The sequence below is a fragment of the Cupriavidus sp. 10L43_2 genome (assembly GCF_056395265.1).
Genome location: NZ_JBFTJE010000007.1, coordinates 244,272 through 263,161, shown reverse-complemented (window position 1 = coordinate 263,161; position 18,890 = coordinate 244,272). Strand labels below are relative to the sequence as shown.

Annotated in this window: 13 protein-coding genes; 6 read left to right on the top strand and 7 right to left on the bottom strand. The window is 68.0% G+C overall.

Going from position 1 to position 18,890, the window contains the following annotated elements; translation table 11 throughout:
• Positions 1 to 42: 42 nt before the first annotated feature.
• Together AC1DEL_RS13295 and AC1DEL_RS13290 are read right to left on the bottom strand one after the other, a co-directional pair.
• Positions 43 to 1,599 (bottom strand): formate dehydrogenase beta subunit, encoded by a 1,557-nt coding sequence (locus tag AC1DEL_RS13295; protein ID WP_477125840.1) that lies wholly within the window; start codon positions 1,597 to 1,599, stop codon positions 43 to 45.
• Positions 1,596 to 2,090 (bottom strand): formate dehydrogenase subunit gamma, encoded by a 495-nt coding sequence (locus tag AC1DEL_RS13290; protein ID WP_092298119.1) that lies wholly within the window; start codon positions 2,088 to 2,090, stop codon positions 1,596 to 1,598. Before AC1DEL_RS13290 ends, AC1DEL_RS13295 begins: the two co-directional genes overlap by 4 nt.
• A gap of 145 nt (positions 2,091 to 2,235) precedes the next feature.
• On the opposite strand from AC1DEL_RS13290, the gene AC1DEL_RS13285 reads away from it, so the two are divergent.
• Positions 2,236 to 3,336 carry a substrate-binding domain-containing protein gene (locus AC1DEL_RS13285; RefSeq protein WP_477159098.1) on the top strand — a complete coding sequence of 367 codons (1,101 nt, stop codon included), beginning with the start codon at positions 2,236 to 2,238 and terminating at the stop codon, positions 3,334 to 3,336.
• 43 nt (positions 3,337 to 3,379) lie between these two features.
• Here the strand turns inward: AC1DEL_RS13285 and AC1DEL_RS13280 are convergent, their stop codons facing one another.
• The 3 genes from AC1DEL_RS13280 to AC1DEL_RS13270 form a co-directional block, all read right to left on the bottom strand.
• A complete protein-coding gene (locus AC1DEL_RS13280; protein ID WP_477125839.1) occupies positions 3,380 to 5,107 on the bottom strand; it encodes a M30 family zinc metallopeptidase in 1,728 nt (575 codons plus the stop codon).
• Between the two features lie 146 nt (positions 5,108 to 5,253).
• Positions 5,254 to 6,204 carry a polyphosphate kinase 2 gene (gene ppk2 / locus AC1DEL_RS13275; RefSeq protein WP_477159097.1) on the bottom strand — a complete coding sequence of 317 codons (951 nt, stop codon included), beginning with the start codon at positions 6,202 to 6,204 and terminating at the stop codon, positions 5,254 to 5,256.
• Between the two features lie 88 nt (positions 6,205 to 6,292).
• Positions 6,293 to 7,342, bottom strand: a complete 1,050-nt coding sequence (locus AC1DEL_RS13270) for a transporter (protein WP_092298439.1) — start codon at positions 7,340 to 7,342, stop codon at positions 6,293 to 6,295.
• Positions 7,343 to 7,520: 178 nt separating this feature from the next.
• On the opposite strand from AC1DEL_RS13270, the gene AC1DEL_RS13265 reads away from it, so the two are divergent.
• The 4 genes from AC1DEL_RS13265 (at position 7,521) to AC1DEL_RS13250 (ending at position 11,424) form a co-directional block, all read left to right on the top strand.
• Positions 7,521 to 7,769: a hypothetical protein gene (locus AC1DEL_RS13265; protein WP_441591804.1), complete on the top strand. Its 249-nt coding sequence runs from the start codon at positions 7,521 to 7,523 to the stop codon at positions 7,767 to 7,769.
• A gap of 126 nt (positions 7,770 to 7,895) precedes the next feature.
• A complete protein-coding gene (locus AC1DEL_RS13260) occupies positions 7,896 to 8,180 on the top strand; it encodes a hypothetical protein (RefSeq protein ID WP_092298104.1) in 285 nt (94 codons plus the stop codon).
• Between the two features lie 102 nt (positions 8,181 to 8,282).
• Positions 8,283 to 8,954 carry a DsbA family oxidoreductase gene (locus AC1DEL_RS13255; RefSeq protein ID WP_477125838.1) on the top strand — a complete coding sequence of 224 codons (672 nt, stop codon included), beginning with the start codon at positions 8,283 to 8,285 and terminating at the stop codon, positions 8,952 to 8,954.
• Between the two features lie 505 nt (positions 8,955 to 9,459).
• On the top strand, positions 9,460 to 11,424 hold the full coding sequence (locus tag AC1DEL_RS13250; RefSeq protein ID WP_218158048.1) for a di-heme oxidoreductase family protein: 1,965 nt from the start codon (positions 9,460 to 9,462) through the stop codon (positions 11,422 to 11,424).
• 78 nt (positions 11,425 to 11,502) lie between these two features.
• Here AC1DEL_RS13250 and AC1DEL_RS13245 read toward each other — a convergent pair whose 3' ends face one another.
• Together AC1DEL_RS13245 and AC1DEL_RS13240 are read right to left on the bottom strand one after the other, a co-directional pair.
• Positions 11,503 to 17,022, bottom strand: coding sequence for a trifunctional serine/threonine-protein kinase/ATP-binding protein/sensor histidine kinase (locus AC1DEL_RS13245; protein ID WP_477125837.1), 5,520 nt, complete (start codon positions 17,020 to 17,022; stop codon positions 11,503 to 11,505).
• A 153-nt stretch (positions 17,023 to 17,175) separates the two neighbouring features.
• Positions 17,176 to 18,198, bottom strand: a complete 1,023-nt coding sequence (locus tag AC1DEL_RS13240; protein ID WP_092298092.1) for a LysR family transcriptional regulator — start codon at positions 18,196 to 18,198, stop codon at positions 17,176 to 17,178.
• A gap of 325 nt (positions 18,199 to 18,523) precedes the next feature.
• On the opposite strand from AC1DEL_RS13240, the gene AC1DEL_RS13235 reads away from it, so the two are divergent.
• The gene (locus tag AC1DEL_RS13235) at positions 18,524 to 18,880 is read left to right on the top strand and encodes a response regulator transcription factor (protein WP_369823513.1); all 357 of its coding nucleotides are present in this window, start codon (positions 18,524 to 18,526) and stop codon (positions 18,878 to 18,880) included.
• Positions 18,881 to 18,890 lie beyond the last annotated feature (10 nt).

Below are 18,890 nucleotides of genomic sequence, written 5' to 3'. Positions count from 1 at the left end.
GGGCTGCGCGCCCCTGAGGGGCGCGTCGTTCTTTGATCCGGCTCAGGCGGCCTTGGCGGACTTCGGCGCGAGGCCGAAATCCTCCGGAAACTCGTTCAGCGCGGAAAGCACCGGGTACGGCGTCATGCCACCCATCGCGCAAAGCGAGCCGTTGAGCATGGTGTCGCAGAGGTCGCGCACCAGCGCCACCTGTTTCACCGGCTGCTCGCCGGCAATGATCCGGTCGATGACCTCCACGCCGCGCGTGGAGCCGATGCGGCACGGCGTGCACTTGCCGCAGGACTCGATCGCGCAGAACTCCATGGCGTAGCGGGCCATTTTGGCCATGTCCACGGTCTCGTCGAACACGACAATGCCGCCGTGGCCGACCACCGCGCCGAAGACGGCGAAGGCCTCGTAGTCCATCGGCGTGTCGAAGCGCGACTCGGGCAGGTAGGCGCCCAGCGGCCCGCCGACCTGCACCGCGCGGATGGCCCGGCCGCTGCGCGTGCCGCCGCCGTAGTCCACCAGCAGTTCACGCAGCGTGATGCCGAACGCCTTCTCCACCAGCCCGCCTTGCAGGACGTTGCCGGCCAGCTGGAACGGCAGCGTGCCGCGCGAGCGGCCCATGCCGAAGTCCCGGTAGAACGTGGCGCCGCGCGCCAGGATCACCGGCACCGTGGCCAGCGAGATCACGTTGTTGATGACGGTGGGCTTGCCGAACAGCCCTTCGATGGCCGGCAGCGGCGGCTTGGCGCGCACCACGCCGCGCTTGCCCTCCAGGCTCTCCAGCAGCGCCGTTTCCTCGCCGCAGACATAGGCGCCAGCGCCCTTGCGCACTTCCAGATGGAAGCGCCGGCCGCTGCCGCGAATGTCATCGCCCAGCCAGCCGGCCCGCGTGGCCAGGGCGATGGCCGCCTCGGTCACGGCAATCGCGTGCGGGTATTCGGAGCGGGTATAGATATAGCCGCGCTCGGCGCCGACGGCGAGGCCGGCGATCGTCATGCCTTCGATCAGCATGAACGGATCGTCCTCCATGACCATGCGGTCGGAGAAGGTGCCGGAGTCGCCCTCGTCGGCATTGCAGACGATGTACTTGATGTCCGACGCCGCGCCCAGCACGGTCTTCCACTTGATGCCGGTGGGAAACGCGGCGCCGCCCCGGCCGCGCAGGCCCGAGTCGGTGACTTCCTGGACGATCTGGGCCGGCGCCATGGCCAGCGCGCGGATCAGCCCCGCGTAGCCCTCATGGGCGATGTAGTCGTCGAGCGAGAGCGGATCGGTGATGCCCACCCGCGCGAAGGTCAGCCGCTCCTGCTTCTTCAGGAACGGGATCTCGTCGGTCAGGCCGTGGGCCAGCGCGTGCGCGCCGCCGGTCAGGAAGTCGGCGTCGAACAGGCCGGGCACATCGCTGGCGGCCACCGGCCCGTAGGCCACGCGGCCCGCGTCGGTCTGCACCTCGACCAGCGGCTCAAGCCAGAACAGGCCGCGCGAGCCATTGCGCACGATGCGCACGTCCGCGCCGCGCTTGGCGGCTTCCTGTTCGATGGCGCGCGCCACATCGTCGGCGCCGAGGGCCAGCGCGGTGGAGTCGCGCGGGACGAAGATCGTCGTGCTCATGCCTGGACCTCCGCCTCGGTAGCCTCGGTAGCTTCAGGCAGTGCCGCCACCAGCGCGTCGAAGCGCTTCGCATCGACGCGTCCGTGGAGCTGTTCGCCGATCAGCATCGCCGGGCCGCATGCGCACTGGCCCAGGCAGTAGACCGGCTCCAGCGTGAAGCGGCCATCGGCCGTGGTCTCGTGGAAGCCGCAGCCCAGCGCCCGGCTGGCGTGCGCAGCAAGCGCGTCGGCGCCCACGGACTGGCACGCCTCGGCGCGGCAGACCTGCACCACGTGCCGGCCCGCCGGCTGCTCGCGGAAATGGTGATAGAACGTGATCACGCCGTGTACTTCGGCGCGCGAGAGATTCAACGCCTTGGCGATGACCGGCACCGCATCGGCGGGAATGAAGCCGTGGCTGTCCTGAATCTCGTGCAGGATGGGCAGCAGCGCGCCCGGCATGTTGCGCCGGGCATCGACGATGCGCGTAATGGAATTGGGGATGTCCGGCATGGTTGTCTCCGTGCTTGTCATCGTTCTGGCCCCGGGACCACATAGGCTATTTATTTCATATTCCGGGGTTTCGCAGCTGGCTCTTTGGGCCTTTTCGCGACTATAAGCCCGTGATTTCTGGCGTTCAATATGCTATTTTCTGCATATGCTACGTATCTCGATCGAGCCCCATCTCCAGATCCGCGACGACGCCGCCCCCGATGCCGCGCGGGCCGCGCCCAGCCTTGATGTGTCACGGCTGGTGGCCCTGCTTGGCCATATCGAGGCCACCGGCAACATCGCCCAGTCGGCCGAGGCCGTGTCGTTGTCTTACCGCTACGCCTGGGGCATCCTGCGCGACGCCGAAACGCTGTTCGGCGGCGCCCTGATCGCCAAGACACGTGGACGGGGATCCACCCTGACGCCGATGGCCCAGCAGTTGGTGTGGGCCAGCAAGCGCATCGCGGCGCGGCTCTCGCCCACGCTGGACAGCCTGGCGTCCGAACTGGAAATCGAACTGAAGAAGCTGATGGATGCCACCGACCCGGCCGTGCGGCTCTACGCCAGCCACGGTTTCGCGGTGGCGGCGCTGCGCGACTATCTCGACGAACAGAAGGTGCGGCACGACCTGAAGTACTGCGGCAGCCTGGAAGCCGCGGCGGCGCTGGCCGAGGGTGCGTGCGACGTGGCCGGCTTTCATGTGCCGATTGGGGCACTCGAACAGGATACCCTGCACCGCTTCGCCGCCTGGCTGCGGCCCGAGACGCATTGCCTGATCCATCTCGCCGTGCGCTCCCAGGGTCTCTTTGTGCGGCCCGGCAACCCGCTTTGCGTGGAAACGCTGGAAGACCTGGTCCGGCCGGACGTGCGATTCGTGAACCGGCAGGTCGGCTCGGGCACGCGGCTGCTGCTGGAGCTGATGCTGGCGCGGCGCGGTATCGACCCGAACCGGATCGAGGGCTTCAGCAATGGGGAGTTCACGCACGCGGCGGTGGCGGCCTATATCGGCAGCGGCATGGCCGATGTGGGCTTCGGCGTGGAGACGGCAGCGCGCCGCTTCGGGCTCGAATTCGTGCCCGTGCTCAAGGAGCRCTATTTCTTTGCGATCGGAAAGGCGGCGCTGCACAGTCCGGCGCTGGCTGGCGCGGTGTCGGCCATGCGCAGCGCGGCCTATCGAGAACGCGTCAACGCGCTGCCGGGCTACGACGGCGCGCTGACGGGAACCGTGCTGACCTTCGAAGAGGCGTTCCCGGGCATCCCGCTATAAGTCATAGGGGATGCCGGGAAGCGATCGGACCCGGCAGGACCGATCAGTAGGCCACGACGGACAGCGTCACGCCGGCCGGCAGGCGCACCTTGTCGCTGTAGACGCCATTGGTGGCCGTGCGCTTCAGCGGCAGCGTGCCGAGGCCCTGCAGGAAGGTCGGCACCGACGCCGGCAGCTTGCGCAGCGCGGCATTGGCGGTGGAGGCCGGGTCGATCTCCGGCAGCTCGAAGGTGCCGTCGGTCCAGCGCGGATAGCCGTAGCCGGTCGGCGCCTTGTCCGCCGGCATGCCGCTGCCGTTGGTCGCCGCCCAGCGCGTCAGCGCCAGGTTGAAGGACAGGCCCGGCTGGGCCGCCTGGATCGCCTGGTCGAGCACCGTCTTGGAGCCCACCACCTGGCGCGTCAGCAGATCCTTATAGAAGGGCAGCCCGAGCTGGCGGTCCAGGAAGCCGCCGAAGCTGCCGGAGACCGAGTAGCTCTCGCACGTGCCGCCGCCCGTGAAGGTCAGCAGCGGGCAGTTGAAGCCGCTGTAGCGGTAGAAGTCCGGGAAGCGCACATCGCGGATCGCGTTGTAGGTCGGGTCGATGCTGTAGCTGAGGAAGTCCTCCATCTGCATCGCCGTCATTTCCTCGAGCCAGTCGTCGTACGCGTAGGCGGTGCCCATCTTCACGGCGCGGCGGTAGAAGTTCTGCATGTGCGTCCCTTCGTGCGCCATGGTCATCTTCATCGCCTTCATGCCGGTGGCGCCGCCCAGGGCCAGCGTCTCGCTGTCCAGGTACAGCGAAATCGACTCGTTGCTGCGCGAATCCGCGGTCTTCAGCAGGTTGTGCAGGCCCCAGAAGTAGCCCACGGTGCCGCCCGGGGCGCCGTTGCCGTCGAAATTCAGGATGACGATGTCGATCGGCTGGCCGGCGGGCAGCACGGTGTCCGGATGCGTGTTTGCGCCCCAGACCGCGCCGCCGATGCCCGTCAGCAGGTCATAGATCTTGCCCGTGCCGGCGAAGGCGGCGCCCAGGTCGTCGACGATGGTCGAGTCGATGCCGTTGACGACGTTGTACTGGGAGTCTTCCACCCAGACGTTGACGAGGGTGCCGTCGGTGGCGGTCATCTGCTTGCGCAGCGTGGCCGGGCGCGTGGAGCCGTCGGTGTGGTACCAGGACTTCGTCGAACCCACGCCCGGCACGGCGACGGCATGTGGCGCCGGCACGCCCAGCGTCTGGCGCAGCGGTTGCGCGGCGGCAACCTTCTCGGCCCAGCCGGTGCGGTTGAATTCGGCGATCTCGCGGCGGCGGGCTTCGGCCTCGGCGTCAGCGGTCAGGGCCTGGGGCGACAGGCGGGTCACCGTGGTGGCATCGAGCATGCTGGCGGAGAGCCCGGCCGGCATCAGCGCCAGGGTGTCCTTCACGTTGGTCAGCAGCAGCGAGATCGAGGTGCCGAGCAGGCCCGAGATCGAAAACTGCACGTCCTCGGAGGTGCCGCCGGCGTTGGTGTGGCCCCAGATGCCGGTGCCCGCGCCCGAGAAGGTGGCGCTGGTGGCGGCGCTGCATTGGACGCCGCTGCAGGCCTGGTCGAGGCCGGTCACCAGCAGCGGCTGCGTCGGGACTACGGGCGTGTTGGTGTCGCCGGCCTGCTGCTGCGTCGTGGTGGTAGTGGCGGCATTGTCGTCACCGCCGCCGCCGCAGGCGGTGAGCGCAAGCGCCGCCAGGACGGTCAGCGCGGGGAGGCCGCGCGAAAACAGGGACAGATCAGGACCACGCACAGCAAGGCGACGCATCAGGACACTCCCAAGAAATAGGTGAGCCCCCGGCAGGGTGCCGGGGCGCGTCCTGTCTTAACGGCGGGCGTCACCCGTGCTTTAGGGATTTGTCAGAATTTGTCGCGTTCTGTCGTTTTTGCTGCTTTGGGGCCAGATCTGGCGGATCAGTAGACTTCCGGCACGATCATCGAGTCCGGCACCGGCTGGCGCRTGTAGTCGGCATGGCGCTCGCGCTCGGGCAGCACGATGACCGGCTGCGACGGCTCCACGTACGGCATCTGCGTCAGCAGGTGGCGGATGCAGTTCAGCCGCGCGCGCTTCTTGTCCACGGCCTGCACGATCCACCACGGCGCCTCCGGAATGTGGGTGCGCTCGAGCATGGTCTCCTTGGCCCGGGTGTAGTCTTCCCAGCGGCGGCGGGACTCCAGGTCCATCGGGCTCAGCTTCCACTGCTTGAGCGGATCGTGGATGCGGCTCAGGAAGCGCAGGTGCTGCTCCTCGTCCGAGATCGAGAACCAGTACTTGACGACCTGGATGCCCGAGCGCACGAGCATGCGCTCGAACTCCGGCACCGAGCGGAAGAACTCCTCGTACTGGTCGTCGGTACAGAAGCCCATCACGCGCTCCACGCCGGCGCGGTTGTACCAGCTGCGGTCGAACAGCACCATCTCGCCGGCGGCCGGCAGGTGCGACACATAGCGCTGGAAATACCACTGCGTGCGCTCGCGGTCGTTGGGCGCCGGCAGCGCGGCCACCCGGCACACGCGCGGGTTCAACCGCTGCGTGATGCGCTTGATCACCCCGCCCTTGCCGGCGGCGTCGCGGCCCTCGAACAGGATCACCACCTTGTGACCGGTGGCCACCACCCAGCTCTGGAGCTTCACCAGTTCGCCCTGCAGGCGGAACAGTTCGCGGAAGTACATGTGACGTTCCGCGCGCTCGGCCTCGCTGTCGGAGACGTCCGAGCTATCGCCGGGCCCCCCCGATTCGCGCGCCAGCAGGCTCTGGATCACCGAAGGATCCCGGTCCTCGAGCTCCAGTTCCAGTTCCTCGTCGTAGTAGTCCGCCACCTCGCGGTGGATGCGCCGGATCAGCGCTTCGTCGTTGTAATCCATGGCAAATCCTCCGTCATGTCCTGCATCGGCTATGGCGAAATATCGTACGCCTGACCCATGGCAATTGCATGAATGTGGGTGGTGCAGGTCACTCCGCCTGCTTCCGGAACGCCCATCGCCCGGCCAGCACCGAGAAGCTGCCCACCACCGCCACCAGCACCCAGAAGCCGTGCGGGTGGTCGGCCAGCGGAATGCCGCCCACGTTCATGCCGAAGAAGCCGGCCACGATGTTGATCGGCAGCGCCAGCACGGTCACCAGCGTCAGCGTGAACAGCGTGCGGTTGGTCTGCTCGTTGAGCTTGGCGGCGATCTCTTCCTGCAGCAGCTTGATCCGCTCCACCAGCGCGGCTAGGTCGTCGAGCACGAGCGAGAATTCCTCGGTCGACTCGCGCAGCGCCTGCAGGTCGGCCTCGCGCAGCCACGCCGGCGGGCGGTTCAGCAGCCGAAACAGCGCGCCGGGCTCGGGCGCCAGCAGGCGCTGCAGCCGCACCAGCCCGCGCCGCATGGCGCCCAGGTCGGCACGGTTGCCCTGCAGCCGCTGGGACAGCAGGCGGTCCTCGATCTGGTCCACGCTGACCCCGGTTTCACGCACGATCTGTACCAGCACATCGGCCTGATCGCGCAACAGGTGCACGACGAGATCCAGCGGCGAGCGGAAGTCCTCGCCCCGGCGCACGGCGGCGCGCAGCTTGTCCACGGAGCGCAGCGGGCGTGCCCGGGCGGTCACCAGCAGGCGGTGGTCGGCGTTGGCCCAGAGGGTGGAGATGTCGGTCGAGGTCACCCCGAAGTTGTAGATCACGTCGTTGACCACGGCCAGCAGCGCGTCTTCCTGGCGCTCGATGCGCGTGGAGTGCGACCCCTGCCGCAGCGCCTCGAAGAAATCGTCGGGCAGGCCGAGGTGCATCTTCATCCAGCGCTCGCAGGCGCTGTGCGACAGGTTGAAATGCAGCCACAGGAACGGCCCGTCATGGGGACGCGCCTGGGACGGATCGGCGTCCGCCGCATCCTGGCGCTGCAACCAGGCTACTGCCTCGGCGGATGGAATCTCGCGCGGCGGCTGCCCCGGCTCGAACAGGAACCCGTTGACGAGCCCCACCGGATCGGAACCATAGCCGGATTCGACAATGCCGGATTGCATGAAACCCCCTGTCCCTTCGTCGATGATCGACACGATGTGCGCCAGCGCGCGACGCTAGCACAACAGCGTGAAAAGTCGGTGACAGACCCCCCATCCCGCGCGAATCCGAACGCGCCGAATGCACTATAACTAACCCATCACCACAAAACCGGGCGCCCGACGCCCACCAGGAGGGGACATGTCGAGACAGATCAAGAACAAGGCCGAAGTCCGCGCGATGATCCGCGCCGAGCAGGAAAAGCTCCCGGCCTGCAAGGGATGCTGCTTCGGCGACGTCTGCTGGAATGCGCCCGATGGCGACGGCTGCAACTGGAGCGTCTCGAAGATGGAAGGCGAGAGCGGCGCGGCCTGCAGCGAGGCGCTGGCGCCGAAGATCCGCGCGCTGCAGGCGCAGTTCAATATCGCCGAGGAATCGCCGCGTGGGTGAGGCCCGGCAGCCATAAAGCGCGCCCGGGGCATCTTTCGGAAAGCCACGTGAAATAAACCCGGGGCGCGCCTGTTTTGGTGTGGAATTGCGCGTACAGTGGGCCCATCCACTTTCCCGGAGGCGGCCATGGACACATCACCGAGCGCCAGCTACAAAGGGTACGACATCTACCCGCTGGTCTACACACATGCCGCGACGCACGAATGGTACGAACGCCGCCCGGACCGCACCTACAGTGCCTCCGTGGTGATCTGCCGTGAAGGGACCGATCCGGTATCGGCCCTGGTCCGGGTCTTCCCGATGCTCGCCCGCCAGTGGGACAGCCTCGGCGGCGCACGCCGCGCGGCGGTACAGGCCGGCACTGAAATCATCGACGGGCAAGTGCCCGGGCAGTCAATCTCAGGGCTCTAGCCCTTCCCTCCCCCTTACGCCGTCACACCCGCCGCCTGCAAGGGGCGGCGAATCGGGCTACCCTGTCGGTCATCGCTTTTTTGCGCGCCGAACAGGATTGCCATGACCCAAGCCCAACCCCTCCGCATCGACTTCGTTTCCGACATCGCCTGCCCCTGGTGCGCGATCGGCCTGTCCTCGCTCCAGGTCGCACTCTCCCGCCTGGGCGACGCCGTGGCGGCCGAGATCGTCGTCCATCCGTTCGAACTGAACCCGCAGATGGGGCCCGAGGGCGAGGACATCGTCGGCTACATCAGCAAGAAGTACGGCCGCACGCCAGCGCAGATCGCCGAGACCCAGACGATGATCCGCGCGCGCGGCGCCGAGGTGGGCTTCACCTTCGGCCCGCGCGAGTGGGTCTACAACACCTTCGACGCCCATCGCCTGCTCGAATGGGCGGGCCAGCAGGCGCCGGCCAAGCAGCTGGCGCTGAAGGAAGCCCTGCTGCGCGCCTATCACGGCGAGGGCAAGGACCCGAGCAGCCACGCCGTGCTGGTGGAAGCGGCACAGTCGGCCGGGCTCGACGTCGCCGCGGCACGCGCCGTGTTGGACAGCGACGACTTTGCCGAGGAAGTCCGCACCGAGGAGCAGCAGTCCCAGGCCATGGGTATCACGTCCGTGCCGTCGATTATTTTCGACAACCGCTACCTCGTCACGGGCGGCCAGGCGCCCGAGGCATTCGAGCAGGCCATCCGGCAAATCCTTGCCGAGCGCGGCGAAGCGGCCTCCGCCTGATCTCCCTGTCCTCTTTAGGTACACGCTTATCGCGTTGGCGGTGTGACGCCAACGCGACACCCCTCTACGTCGCCCACACTTTCCCGTTCACATTTGCTAACTTTCACCCCCATTAAGTAGGGGCAGCCCTGCGCATGCATCATGCGACCAGGGCGCCGGGCCATGTCGATACATGACATTTGTCATGTACCTGTCATGAACCCAGCGATAAATACGAGCGGCACCGAAGAGTGACCGCCGGCAGTAACGGGAAGCTGTTCAACAAAAACGAAGGGGTCAAACCATGCAGGTCCTTACATCACGCCCTCGGCCGGGGCGCGACGGGCATCGCGCCACATCTCGCCTATCGCGCCTAACGAGCCTATCCGCCGCCCTATCGGTCTGTGTTGCCGCCACCCTGCTGCTGGCCGCCTGCGGCGGCGGCGGCGGTGACAGCGCGCCGCCCGCGAGTACGCCAGCCGGCGACACCCTCGGGTACACGCCGCTGTTCCCGGCAGGCACGCCGATGAACGAGCAGATCCAGTACCGTGAAGCCGACGGCACGCTGGTCACGATGATGGGCTCGCGCCCGACCGAGCGCCACGCGCGCGAGCGCGGCGAGGCGTGGGACGCCCCCGATGCGGGCCCGGGCCGCTACCTGACCTTCCCGACCTTCTACTTCCAGAACCGCACCTTCGGCCTGGAGATCCACGACCACGTGCCGGCCGGCATCTCGCGCGTGGACGTGTACCTGCGCGTCAACCAGGGCATCTTCGACGGCACTACGTTCAGCCTGTTCCGCAATATCCTGGACACCACCGTGCGCGACTACGGCTGGTCGCTGAACTACGGCTTCAACAATCCGAAACAGGGCGGCCTGCCGATCTGTAGCGAGGGCCAGCCGAAGGAGGACTGCATGATGTCCTTCGACTCGAACTGGCGGACCGATCCGCACAGCCCGCTCAAGATCGGCGACAAGGTCGAACTGGCGCCGGCGCCGCGCCTCAAGCGCGACCCGGTGGTGGACGGCGGCGGCAGCCGCTACTACTCGTTCGAGCAGCTCTACGTGGTGGGCGTGGGCATGCGCCCGTGGTACGGCATCGCCCCGAACCTCGACTCGGAGCCGCTGCCCGAAGAGACGCTGCTCGGCGGCCAGGCCAGCATCTCGTACAACTACTCCGAAGAGCCGATGCGCGTGTTCCAGCAGATGGCGAACAACATCGGCATCGTCAACACGCAGCGTTTCGTGGAAGGCCGCCGGCTGTTCCACACCTCGTTCCTCGACGGCAAGCACTCGGAGCACGACGCCGACAACCCGGTCTTCACGGCCCACATCGGCCAGCTCGGCCCGCGCTACAACCAGCCGCGCTGTATCGAGTGCCATACCAACAACGGCCGCAGCGTGGCCGCCGGCATCGGGGCGAAGCTCGACACCATGTCGATGCTGACCAACGGCGCCGATGGCCGCGCCGACCCGGCCTACGGCTACAACGTGCAGCAGCACGCCCAGGACCCGACGGCGACGCCGTTCGACGTCACGCTCCAGGCGCTCGACAAAACCGTGCGCACGCTGCCTGACGGCGAGCGCGTGGAACTGGTGAAGCCGGTGTTCGCCTTCAAGGGTCCCACGCCCGCGCAGTTCTCCGCGCGCCAGGCGCCGCAGGTGATCGGCATGGGCCTGATCGAGGCGCTGCCCGAGGCCACCATCCTGGCCCAGGCCGACCCGAACGACGCCAACGGCGACGGCGTGCGCGGCATCCCGAACTGGATCGTCGATCCGGAAACCGGCAAGACGCACCTCGGCCGCTTTGGCTGGAAGGCGTCGAAGGCCAGCCTGCGCCATCAGGTGGGCGATGCGCTGATCAAGGACATGGGCGTGACCTCGCCGACGTTCCCGACGCGCGGCTGCCAGCGCGGCGCGCCGGACTGCCGCACCACCTCGGCGGCCACCTCGGTCTCCGAGGGCGAACTGCAACGGCTCACGCACTACCTGTCGCTGATCGGCGTGCCGGCCCAGCGCAGCCTGCGCAGCGGCTTCCCGGACGGCATCCGCGTGTCGCCCGAGCATGACGTGGACCCGCCCCTGATCGCACGCGGCGCCGCGCTGTTCAACCAGGTCCGCTGCGTGGCCTGCCACACGGCGACGATGAAGACCGGCAACACGCACCCGTTCGCCGAGCTGCGCAACCAGACCATCCACCCGTACTCGGACCTGCTGCTGCACGACATGGGCCCGAACCTGGCCGACTCGCTGCGGGAAGCCAACGCCGCGCCGAACCTGTGGCGTACCGCGCCGCTGTGGGGCGTTGGCTCGCTGCGCTTCGTACAGGGCGGCGACGCGAACGTGCGCCTGCTGCACGACGGCCGCGCGCGCTCGATGCTGGAAGCCATCCTCTGGCACGGCGGCGAGGCCGACAGCAGCCGCACGCAGTTCGAAGCGCTGCCCAAGGCCGACCGCGACGCGGTGGTCGCGTTCCTGCAGTCGCTGTGATGTCGATGTAGTACCAAGCCTTGAAAAGAAAACCGGGGCCTTGTGCCCCGGTTTTTGCTTTCCTCCAAGCCAGTCTGGCTAATCCGTCTGCCGCGCCGGCACCGTGAACTGGACCACCGCCCCGCGCGGGGTGTTGGGGCTGGCCCAGAGCCGGCCGCCGTGTCCGTCGATGATCGACCGGCAGATCGACAACCCCATCCCCAGCCCGGTTTCCTTGGTGGTGTAGAACGGGGCGAACACGCGCTCGACGCTGCCGGCGCTGTCGGCGCTGTCGGCGCCGAAACCGGGCCCCGAGTCGCACACGGCCACGCTCACGCAGCCGTCCTCGGCGGGCGCGGTGCGGATCACCAGGTGCCGGCCGCCATCGCTGACGCCGCCCATCGCCTCCAGCGCATTGACGATCAGGTTGAGCAGCACTTGTTGCAGTTCGACACGATCTCCCTCGATGTGCGGCAAGCCGTCCGCCAGCGCCGTCTCCACCGTGGCAAGGCCCTTGGCGGCTTCGCCACGGGTCAGCTCCACCACCTCGCGGATCGCCGCGTTCATGTCGACCGGCTCCTTGCGGGGCGGCGATTTCTTGATCAACTGGCGGATGCGCCCGAGCACATCGCCCGCCCGGTTGGCGTCCTTGACGATGCGGGTCAGCGCCTCCCCCACCTCGTCGACATTGGGCGGCCGGGCCCCCAGCCAGCGCAGCGCGGCCTGCGCGTTGGTCACCGTCGCCGCAATCGGCTGGTTCACCTCGTGCGCGATCGATGCCGCCAGCTGCCCCATGGTCGCTACCCGGTTGGCGTGCGCCAGTTCGGTCTGCACCTCGCGGTAGCGCCGCTCGCCCTCGCGCACGCGCTCCTCGGCCTGCTTGCGCTCGGTCAGGTCGAGCACGAACGCCACGCCCTCCTGCCGGCCGTCGCCGAACGAGGCCAGGCCGACGATGACCGGCACCCGCGTGCCATCCTTGCGGATGTATTCCTTCTCGAACGGCGTGGCGTGCCCGGAGCGCTCGCTCTCGGCCAGCGCCAGCTCGCTCTCCGCGCGGATCTCCGGCGGGGTCAGGTCGCGCCAGCGCACCCGGCCGGAGATCAGATCCTCGCGCGCGTAGCCCACCATGCGCAGGAAGGCGTCATTGGCTTCCAGCACCTCGCCGGCCACGTTCCAGACGATGATGCCGATGATATTGGCCTCCACCAGCCGCCGGATCTTGGCCTCCCGCTCGGCCACGTCGCGGTACAGCCGGGCGTTCTCCAGCGAGATGGCGGCCTGCGACGCCACCAGCTTCAGCACCGCGATCCGCGTCGGACTGAACGCGCGCGCGGTGAGATTGTTCTCCAGATAGAGCGCGCCGGTCAGCCGGGCCTGGTTCATCAGCGGCAGGCACAGGATCGAGCGGGCGCGATGCTGGCGCACATAGGGGTCGGTGGCGAACGGCGAGTCGGCCGACGCATCGTCCAGCACCACGCTCTCCCGCGTGCGCAGCACGTGGAACAGCAGCGACTCGGGCAGCATTTCCGCGCTGACCGGGACGTCGCGCAACTGGAGCTGGGGCGCGTCCGTGCCAGTGGTGGCTTCCGCCGCCACCCGGTGCGCACCCGCGCCGGACAGCACCAGCAGGCCGCGTTCGGCGCCGGCCTGCTCGATGGCCGTGCGCATGACCATGTCGATCAGGTTTTCCAGCACGATGTCGCCCGAGGCGGCCTGAGACACCTTGAGAACCGTCGCCAGGTCGAGATGCTCCACCGGCGTGGCGATGGTGGTCGTCGGGCCCGGCGCGGGATCTTCGGTGCGCAGATACGGATACTCGGCCTCCAACTGCCGCACCTTGCCGTCGGCGCCCCAGCGCAGGTAGCCATAGCGCGCGTCATGCAGGTAGATCCGGGCGATCCTCTCCAGCCCGCGCGCCGCGTAGAAGCGCGCGGCCAGTTCGTTGGCGAGCGCCTCGATGTGCACGAAGCCGCTCGCCTGCGCCGCGTCGATGGCCCGCTCGTAGCCATGCTCGGCGTCCACCAGACGGCCTTCAAGCCGGGCGATCTCGGCGCCGACCAGCGTCGCGCGGTCCGCGAAGTTCTCCGGGCAGTGCTCGGCCCAGTGCGCGAGCTGCCCGTGATGTGCGGCCAGCGCGTCAAGATGCGGCTGGCGGCCGTCGGCCGGCGCGCTGTCACAGGTGGCGGCCTCGGCCAGCGCGGCGTAGAAGTGGTATTCCGCCTCCTCGAAGAATGAGGACGAGGTCGAGAGCAGCACCTGCGCACGCGCGGCCGCGGCCATGGCGGTGACGTAGTCGCCGCACAGGTAGCGCGACTGGAGCTTCCGGGTCCAGTACCAGCACTCGGCCAACACAAGGTCCGGGCTGGCCGCCAGATGCTGTTCGACGCGCGCCTCGTCGAATGGATCGCCGTCCAGGCTGCCGAAGACCGGCGTCAGGCCGCGCAGCATCCGCACCAGCGCCAGTTGCGTGCCGATAAAGTCGGTCACCAGCCCGAAGCGCACCTTTTCGGCGTAGGCCAGCCCGCGCTCGGCCTCCGCCTGCACCTCGGCCAGCGGCTCGCCCGCGAACAGCATGTCCGAGTTGCGGGCGTTGCCCGCGAAGGCGCCGTACGGCAGGTCGCCGATCCGGTTCGCCGCCGCAAACGCGCGGCGCAGCATCGGCTCGCACTCGCGCACCGGCCGCAGCCAGCGCATGACGAAGATCGAGAAACAGAGGAAGGTCTTGGCCTCGAAGCGCGTGAGGCCGCGCCGGTCCACCAGTTCGCAGCCCAGCTGGCCGAAGCGGAAGCCGGCCTGATAGTCGCCAAAACGCCGCCCGGCCACCCGCCCGACATTGGCGTAGAGCACGCAGGACGCATCGCAGTTACCCCGCTCGATGCTGAGGCTGACTGCCTTGCAGATGGTCAGGCCGGCCAGGTTGGCATCGGTCTGCACGGCCGGCGCGAACAGCTTGCTCAGCGCCTCCACGGTGCCCAGCGACGCCGCGTCGTCCATCAGCGGCAGGTCGATCAGGTCCTCGATGGCGCGGTCCCCGAGGTGGGTCCAGATCTCGTCGTACTCGCGTCGGACCGCGTCGTCGTCCGGGTGGGGCGTCCATTCGATGCCGACCTGCCGCAGGTACTCCAGGCACACCGCCACCGCGCGGTCGCTCTGGTCGAGCACGAGGCAGATGTCCATCTGGAGGCAGGCGATCAGGGCCTTCTCGACTGTGGTGGTGGCGCGCGCCGTCAGCGCGCCCAGGCGCGCGTCCGCGATATCCAGCTGGCCAGTCAGGAACTCGCATTCCACCCGGTGCTGCTCCAGCGCGAAGCGCAGCGCATGCCGATTCGCCCAGCCCCCGTCGCCCAGCAGCTCCGCGCCGGTGCTCAGGTAAGCCAGCGCCGAGGCATAGGCCGTGGAGGCCTTGGCGCGCTGCCCGGCCATCAGGTTCAGTTCCGCCAGACGCTCGCGTTCGGCCGGCTCATTGATCAGCGCCGCGCCGCGATTGAGCTGGCCGGCGATTTCGAAGATGGCCTCGTCGAGCATCTCCGGCGGCGTCTGCGCCGCCAGCATCCGGCCCACGCGCAGGTGGGCGGCGGGGCGCGACGCTTCCGGCGTCAGCAGGTAGGCGGCCTCGTGCACGCGGTCATGCGCGAAGGCATAGGCGCCGTCGGCGCGTTCGACCAGTTCCTGGCGGAAAGCCTCCCACAGCGCCGCATGGACCTGCGCCTCCGGCACGCCCAGCACCGTGGTCAAGGTCGTCATCTCGGCCACGTTACCGAGGCAGGCCAGCTGCTGCAACGCCTGCTGGGTCTCGGCCGGCAGGCGGGCCAGCTTGCCGACCATCAGGTCCACCACGTTGTCGGTGTAGCCCTTGGCGTGGATGCGGTCGGGGTCCCAGGTCCACTGCCGCGCGTCGTGGTCGAAGGTCAGCAGGTTCTCCTCGACCAGTGCCTGCAGGAACTGGATCACGAAGAACGGGTTGCCGGCGGTCTTGTCCTCCACCAGCTCTGCCAGCGGGGCGATGCGCGCCCGCTCGCAATGGAGCGAATCGGCAAACAGCTGCTCGATGTGGGCGCGGCTCAGCGGCGCCAGCTTGATGTCCTCGACCTTGACCCCGGCATTGCGGATGGCCAGCAGCTTGCCGGTCAGCGGATGGGTGGCATCGACCTCGTTGTCCCGGTAGGCGCCCACCAGCATCAGGTGGCGCAGGTCGGAGCGGACCAGCACGTCCTCGATCAGGTCGAGCGTGGCGGCGTCCAGCCACTGGAGGTCATCGAGAAACAGCGCCAGCGGATGCTCCGGCTGGGCAAACACGCCGATAAAGCGCCGAAACACCAGCAGGAAGCGTTGCTGGGCCTGCTGCGGCTCCATGTCCGGCACCGGTTCCGGCTCGCCGATGATCAGCTTCAACTCGGGAATCAGGTCCGTCACCAGCCGCGCGTTGGACTCCAGCGCCTCCAGCAGTGCGCCGCGCCAGCGCGCCAGTTCGGCATCGGGCTTGCCGAGCAGCGTGCGGACCAGGCTCTGGAACGCCTGCACCAGCGTCGAGTACGGGATATCGCGCTTGTACTGGTCGAACTTGCCGGCGGCGAACAGCCCGCGCGGCGGCACCAGCACCCGGTGCAACTCGTTGACCACCGAGGACTTGCCGATGCCCGAGTAACCGGACACCAGTACCAGTTCCGGCGTGCTCGTCCGGATGATGCGCGAGAAGGCCGAGAGCATGGTATCGACCTCATGCTCGCGCCCGTACAGCTTCTCGGGGATCATCAGGCGGTCGCGCGTGCCGTGTTCGTCGAGCGGAAAATCCTCGATGCGGCGCTGGCGCTCCCAGTCTTCCAGGCAGCGCCGCAGGTCGTGCTCGACCCCGGCGGCGGTCTGGTAGCGCTCCTCGGCCGTCTTGGCGAGCAGCTTCATGACGATGCGGGACAGCGCGGCCGGCACGGTGTCCACGCGCAGCCGGGGCGACTGCGGCATCCGGGCGATATGGCAGTGCACCCACTCCATGGCGTCCGTCGCCGCGAACGGCAGCGCGCCGGTCAGCATTTCGTAGAGGGTGATGCCGAAGGCGTAGAGGTCGCAGCGCGAGTCGATCGACCGGTTCATCCGCCCGGTCTGCTCGGGCGCCATATAGGCCAGCGTGCCGGCGATGGTCTCGGGCGGCTCCGGGGCCTGGCGCTCGCGCGGCAGGCGCGAGGCGAGGCCGAAGCCGGTCAGCCGGGCCTGGCCGTCGGCGCAGTTCACGAGGATATGGGTGGGCTTGAGGTCCTTGTGGACCAGGCCGCGCTGGTGCAGCTTGCAGAGCGCCAGCGCGATGCTGGTGGCGTGGCGCAGGAAGGTGCCGGTTTCCATCGGCGTGCCCAGCATCGTCGAGAGCGGCTCGCCGCCCGGATCGTCGAGCATCAGCACGGTTCGTCCGCCGTCGCGCGACAACTCCAGCGGGCGCAGGGCCCAGGCGCCGTCCAGTTCGTCCCGGAGGGCGAACTCGTGCGCGAGGCGGTCGAGCGTGGCGGGCAAAGGGTGTTCCGCGGCCGGGCGTGCCAGCAGCACGGCATGGCCGTCGCCCTCGCCCGGAAGCCGGTCTCGGCAGAACACGCGTTCGCCGTCGTCCCACAGGACGTGCAATCTGTTACCCATTGGTGCCGAGACCCGATATTGATCTGCGTCAGCATATACCAAGGCGAACGCGCCGCCATGAAACGTGCGTGATCGGGCACAGCAAGGTCAATGGGCATAAGTTGGGGAGCGGGGCCCGCAGTCGCCTGATATGACTTATTCGGCGCTTTTTCTTCAGGCCGCCATCCGCTCCGGCACGGCTTCGCTTTCGGCCACCTGAAGCAGGTCGAGCGCGCGGATCTGGTCGGTCATGAAATCGACGAACGCCCGGATGCGCGTGGGCAGGTGCTGGCGGCACAGGTAGCTGATGTAGTGGCCGCGGTCGCTCGGCACATGCTGGCGCAGGGCCATGACCAGTTCCCCGCGCGCGAGGTAGTCCTTCACCTGGTGCGCCGGCATCTGGGCGATGCCCCGGCCATCGCGCACGGCCTGGAGCACGAGGTCGGCGTCGTTGAAGGTCAGCCGGGCAGTCGGCAGCACCTTGCGCAGCTGGCCGTCCACCTTGAATTCCCACTCGGCCACCCGCCCGCTGGTGAAGCGCTGGTTGATGCAGTCGTGCTCGCCCAGTTCGTCCAGCGTGGCTGGCAGGCCCCGCTTCTGGACATAGGCCGGCGCGGCGCAGACCACCATCTGCATCGGAATGAGCTGTTTGGCGATGATGCTGGAGTCGTCGATATAGCCGTCGCGGAACGCCACGTCGACCTGATCGGCGGCGAAATTGGCGGGCCGGTCATCGAGCAGCAGTTCCACCGAGATGTCCGGGTAGGCCTCGGAGAACTTGAGCAGCAGCGGCGCCACCACATTGCGGCCGAAGCCCACGGTGGAGCAGACGCGCAGCATGCCCTGCGGCGGGCCGTTGCGCAGGTCCAGCATGTCGTTCATGGCGCCGACGATCTGGGTCACGCCGAGGTTGCAGTTCTCGAAGAAGCGCTCGCCCTCGCGGGTCAGGTTCGTGGTACGCGTGGTGCGGAGGAACAGGCGGGTACTTAGCTGCTCTTCCAGTTTCTGCACACTCCGGGAAACCGCCGAACGGCCGATGCCCAGTCGCTCCCCGGCGCGCACGAAGCTGCCCTCCGTGGCCACCGCCATGAACGCGATGATGCCGGCGTAGCTGGTGGAGAAGCAGCTGGACAGCGCGTCGGCGCGATTGGGCGTGCCCACACGAAAACCACACTGAGATGACACCGTCTGATGCATTTGATGGCCCCCCTATCAAGCGTGCCGGCAGTCTGCGGAGTGCACTGCGCACTTCGCACCGGCCATGACAGAAGGTTACGTGCCGGGGGGCCGTAAAACTATTCTGCACAGGGGTAGCGGGAGGTCCTACCTAGGATGCGCGAAGTCATACTGGGGTATTACCTGAGGGCCGCCAGGCGACGCGTAATACGTTTGTATAATGCTCCGCCGCAGGCATGCGCGCTACGCTGGAAACGTCTACACATTCACGCGATAGGTGCACGCCTGTCGCGTGCCATATCCATCCCCAAGGGTCGAGGTCGGTCTTTTGCCTTCTGATCAGATAGTGTCGATTGTCGACGATGAAGAGGCCGTTCGCCTCGCGACGGAGAGCCTGGTGCGCTCGTTCGGCAGGCAGACACGCCTGTTTGCCTCGGCGGAGGAGTTCCTGCAATCGGGCCTGCTCGCCGTCACCGCCTGCCTGATCTCCGACGTGATGATGCCCGGCATGTCCGGTGTGGCGATGCATGAACGCATCCTGTCGCTCGGCTATACGCCGCCGACGATCTTCATCACTGCGTTCCCCACCGCAGACCTCAAGGCCCGCGCGGCCGAGAACGGCGCGCTGGCCGTGCTCGACAAGCCGGTGGACCCGGACGCCATCGCCCACTGGCTCAGCGTGGCGCTGGACCTGCCATCGTAGATCGACGAAT

Bases quoted from the DNA above. Each gene is read 5' to 3' on its own strand.
- AC1DEL_RS13245 (WP_477125837.1), bottom strand. From the start codon at position 17,022: ATGGGTAACAGATTGCACGTCCTGTGGGACGACGGCGAACGCGTGTTC.
- AC1DEL_RS13265 (WP_441591804.1), top strand. From the start codon at position 7,521: ATGTCGAGACAGATCAAGAACAAGGCCGAAGTCCGCGCGATGATCCGC.
- AC1DEL_RS13295 (WP_477125840.1), bottom strand. From the start codon at position 1,599: ATGAGCACGACGATCTTCGTCCCGCGCGACTCCACCGCGCTGGCCCTC.
- AC1DEL_RS13255 (WP_477125838.1), top strand. From the start codon at position 8,283: ATGACCCAAGCCCAACCCCTCCGCATCGACTTCGTTTCCGACATCGCC.
- AC1DEL_RS13270 (WP_092298439.1), bottom strand. From the start codon at position 7,342: ATGCAATCCGGCATTGTCGAATCCGGCTATGGTTCCGATCCGGTGGGG.
- AC1DEL_RS13240 (WP_092298092.1), bottom strand. From the start codon at position 18,198: ATGCATCAGACGGTGTCATCTCAGTGTGGTTTTCGTGTGGGCACGCCC.
- AC1DEL_RS13280 (WP_477125839.1), bottom strand. From the start codon at position 5,107: ATGCGTCGCCTTGCTGTGCGTGGTCCTGATCTGTCCCTGTTTTCGCGC.
- AC1DEL_RS13260 (WP_092298104.1), top strand. From the start codon at position 7,896: ATGGACACATCACCGAGCGCCAGCTACAAAGGGTACGACATCTACCCG.
- AC1DEL_RS13250 (WP_218158048.1), top strand. From the start codon at position 9,460: ATGAACGAGCAGATCCAGTACCGTGAAGCCGACGGCACGCTGGTCACG.
- AC1DEL_RS13290 (WP_092298119.1), bottom strand. From the start codon at position 2,090: ATGCCGGACATCCCCAATTCCATTACGCGCATCGTCGATGCCCGGCGC.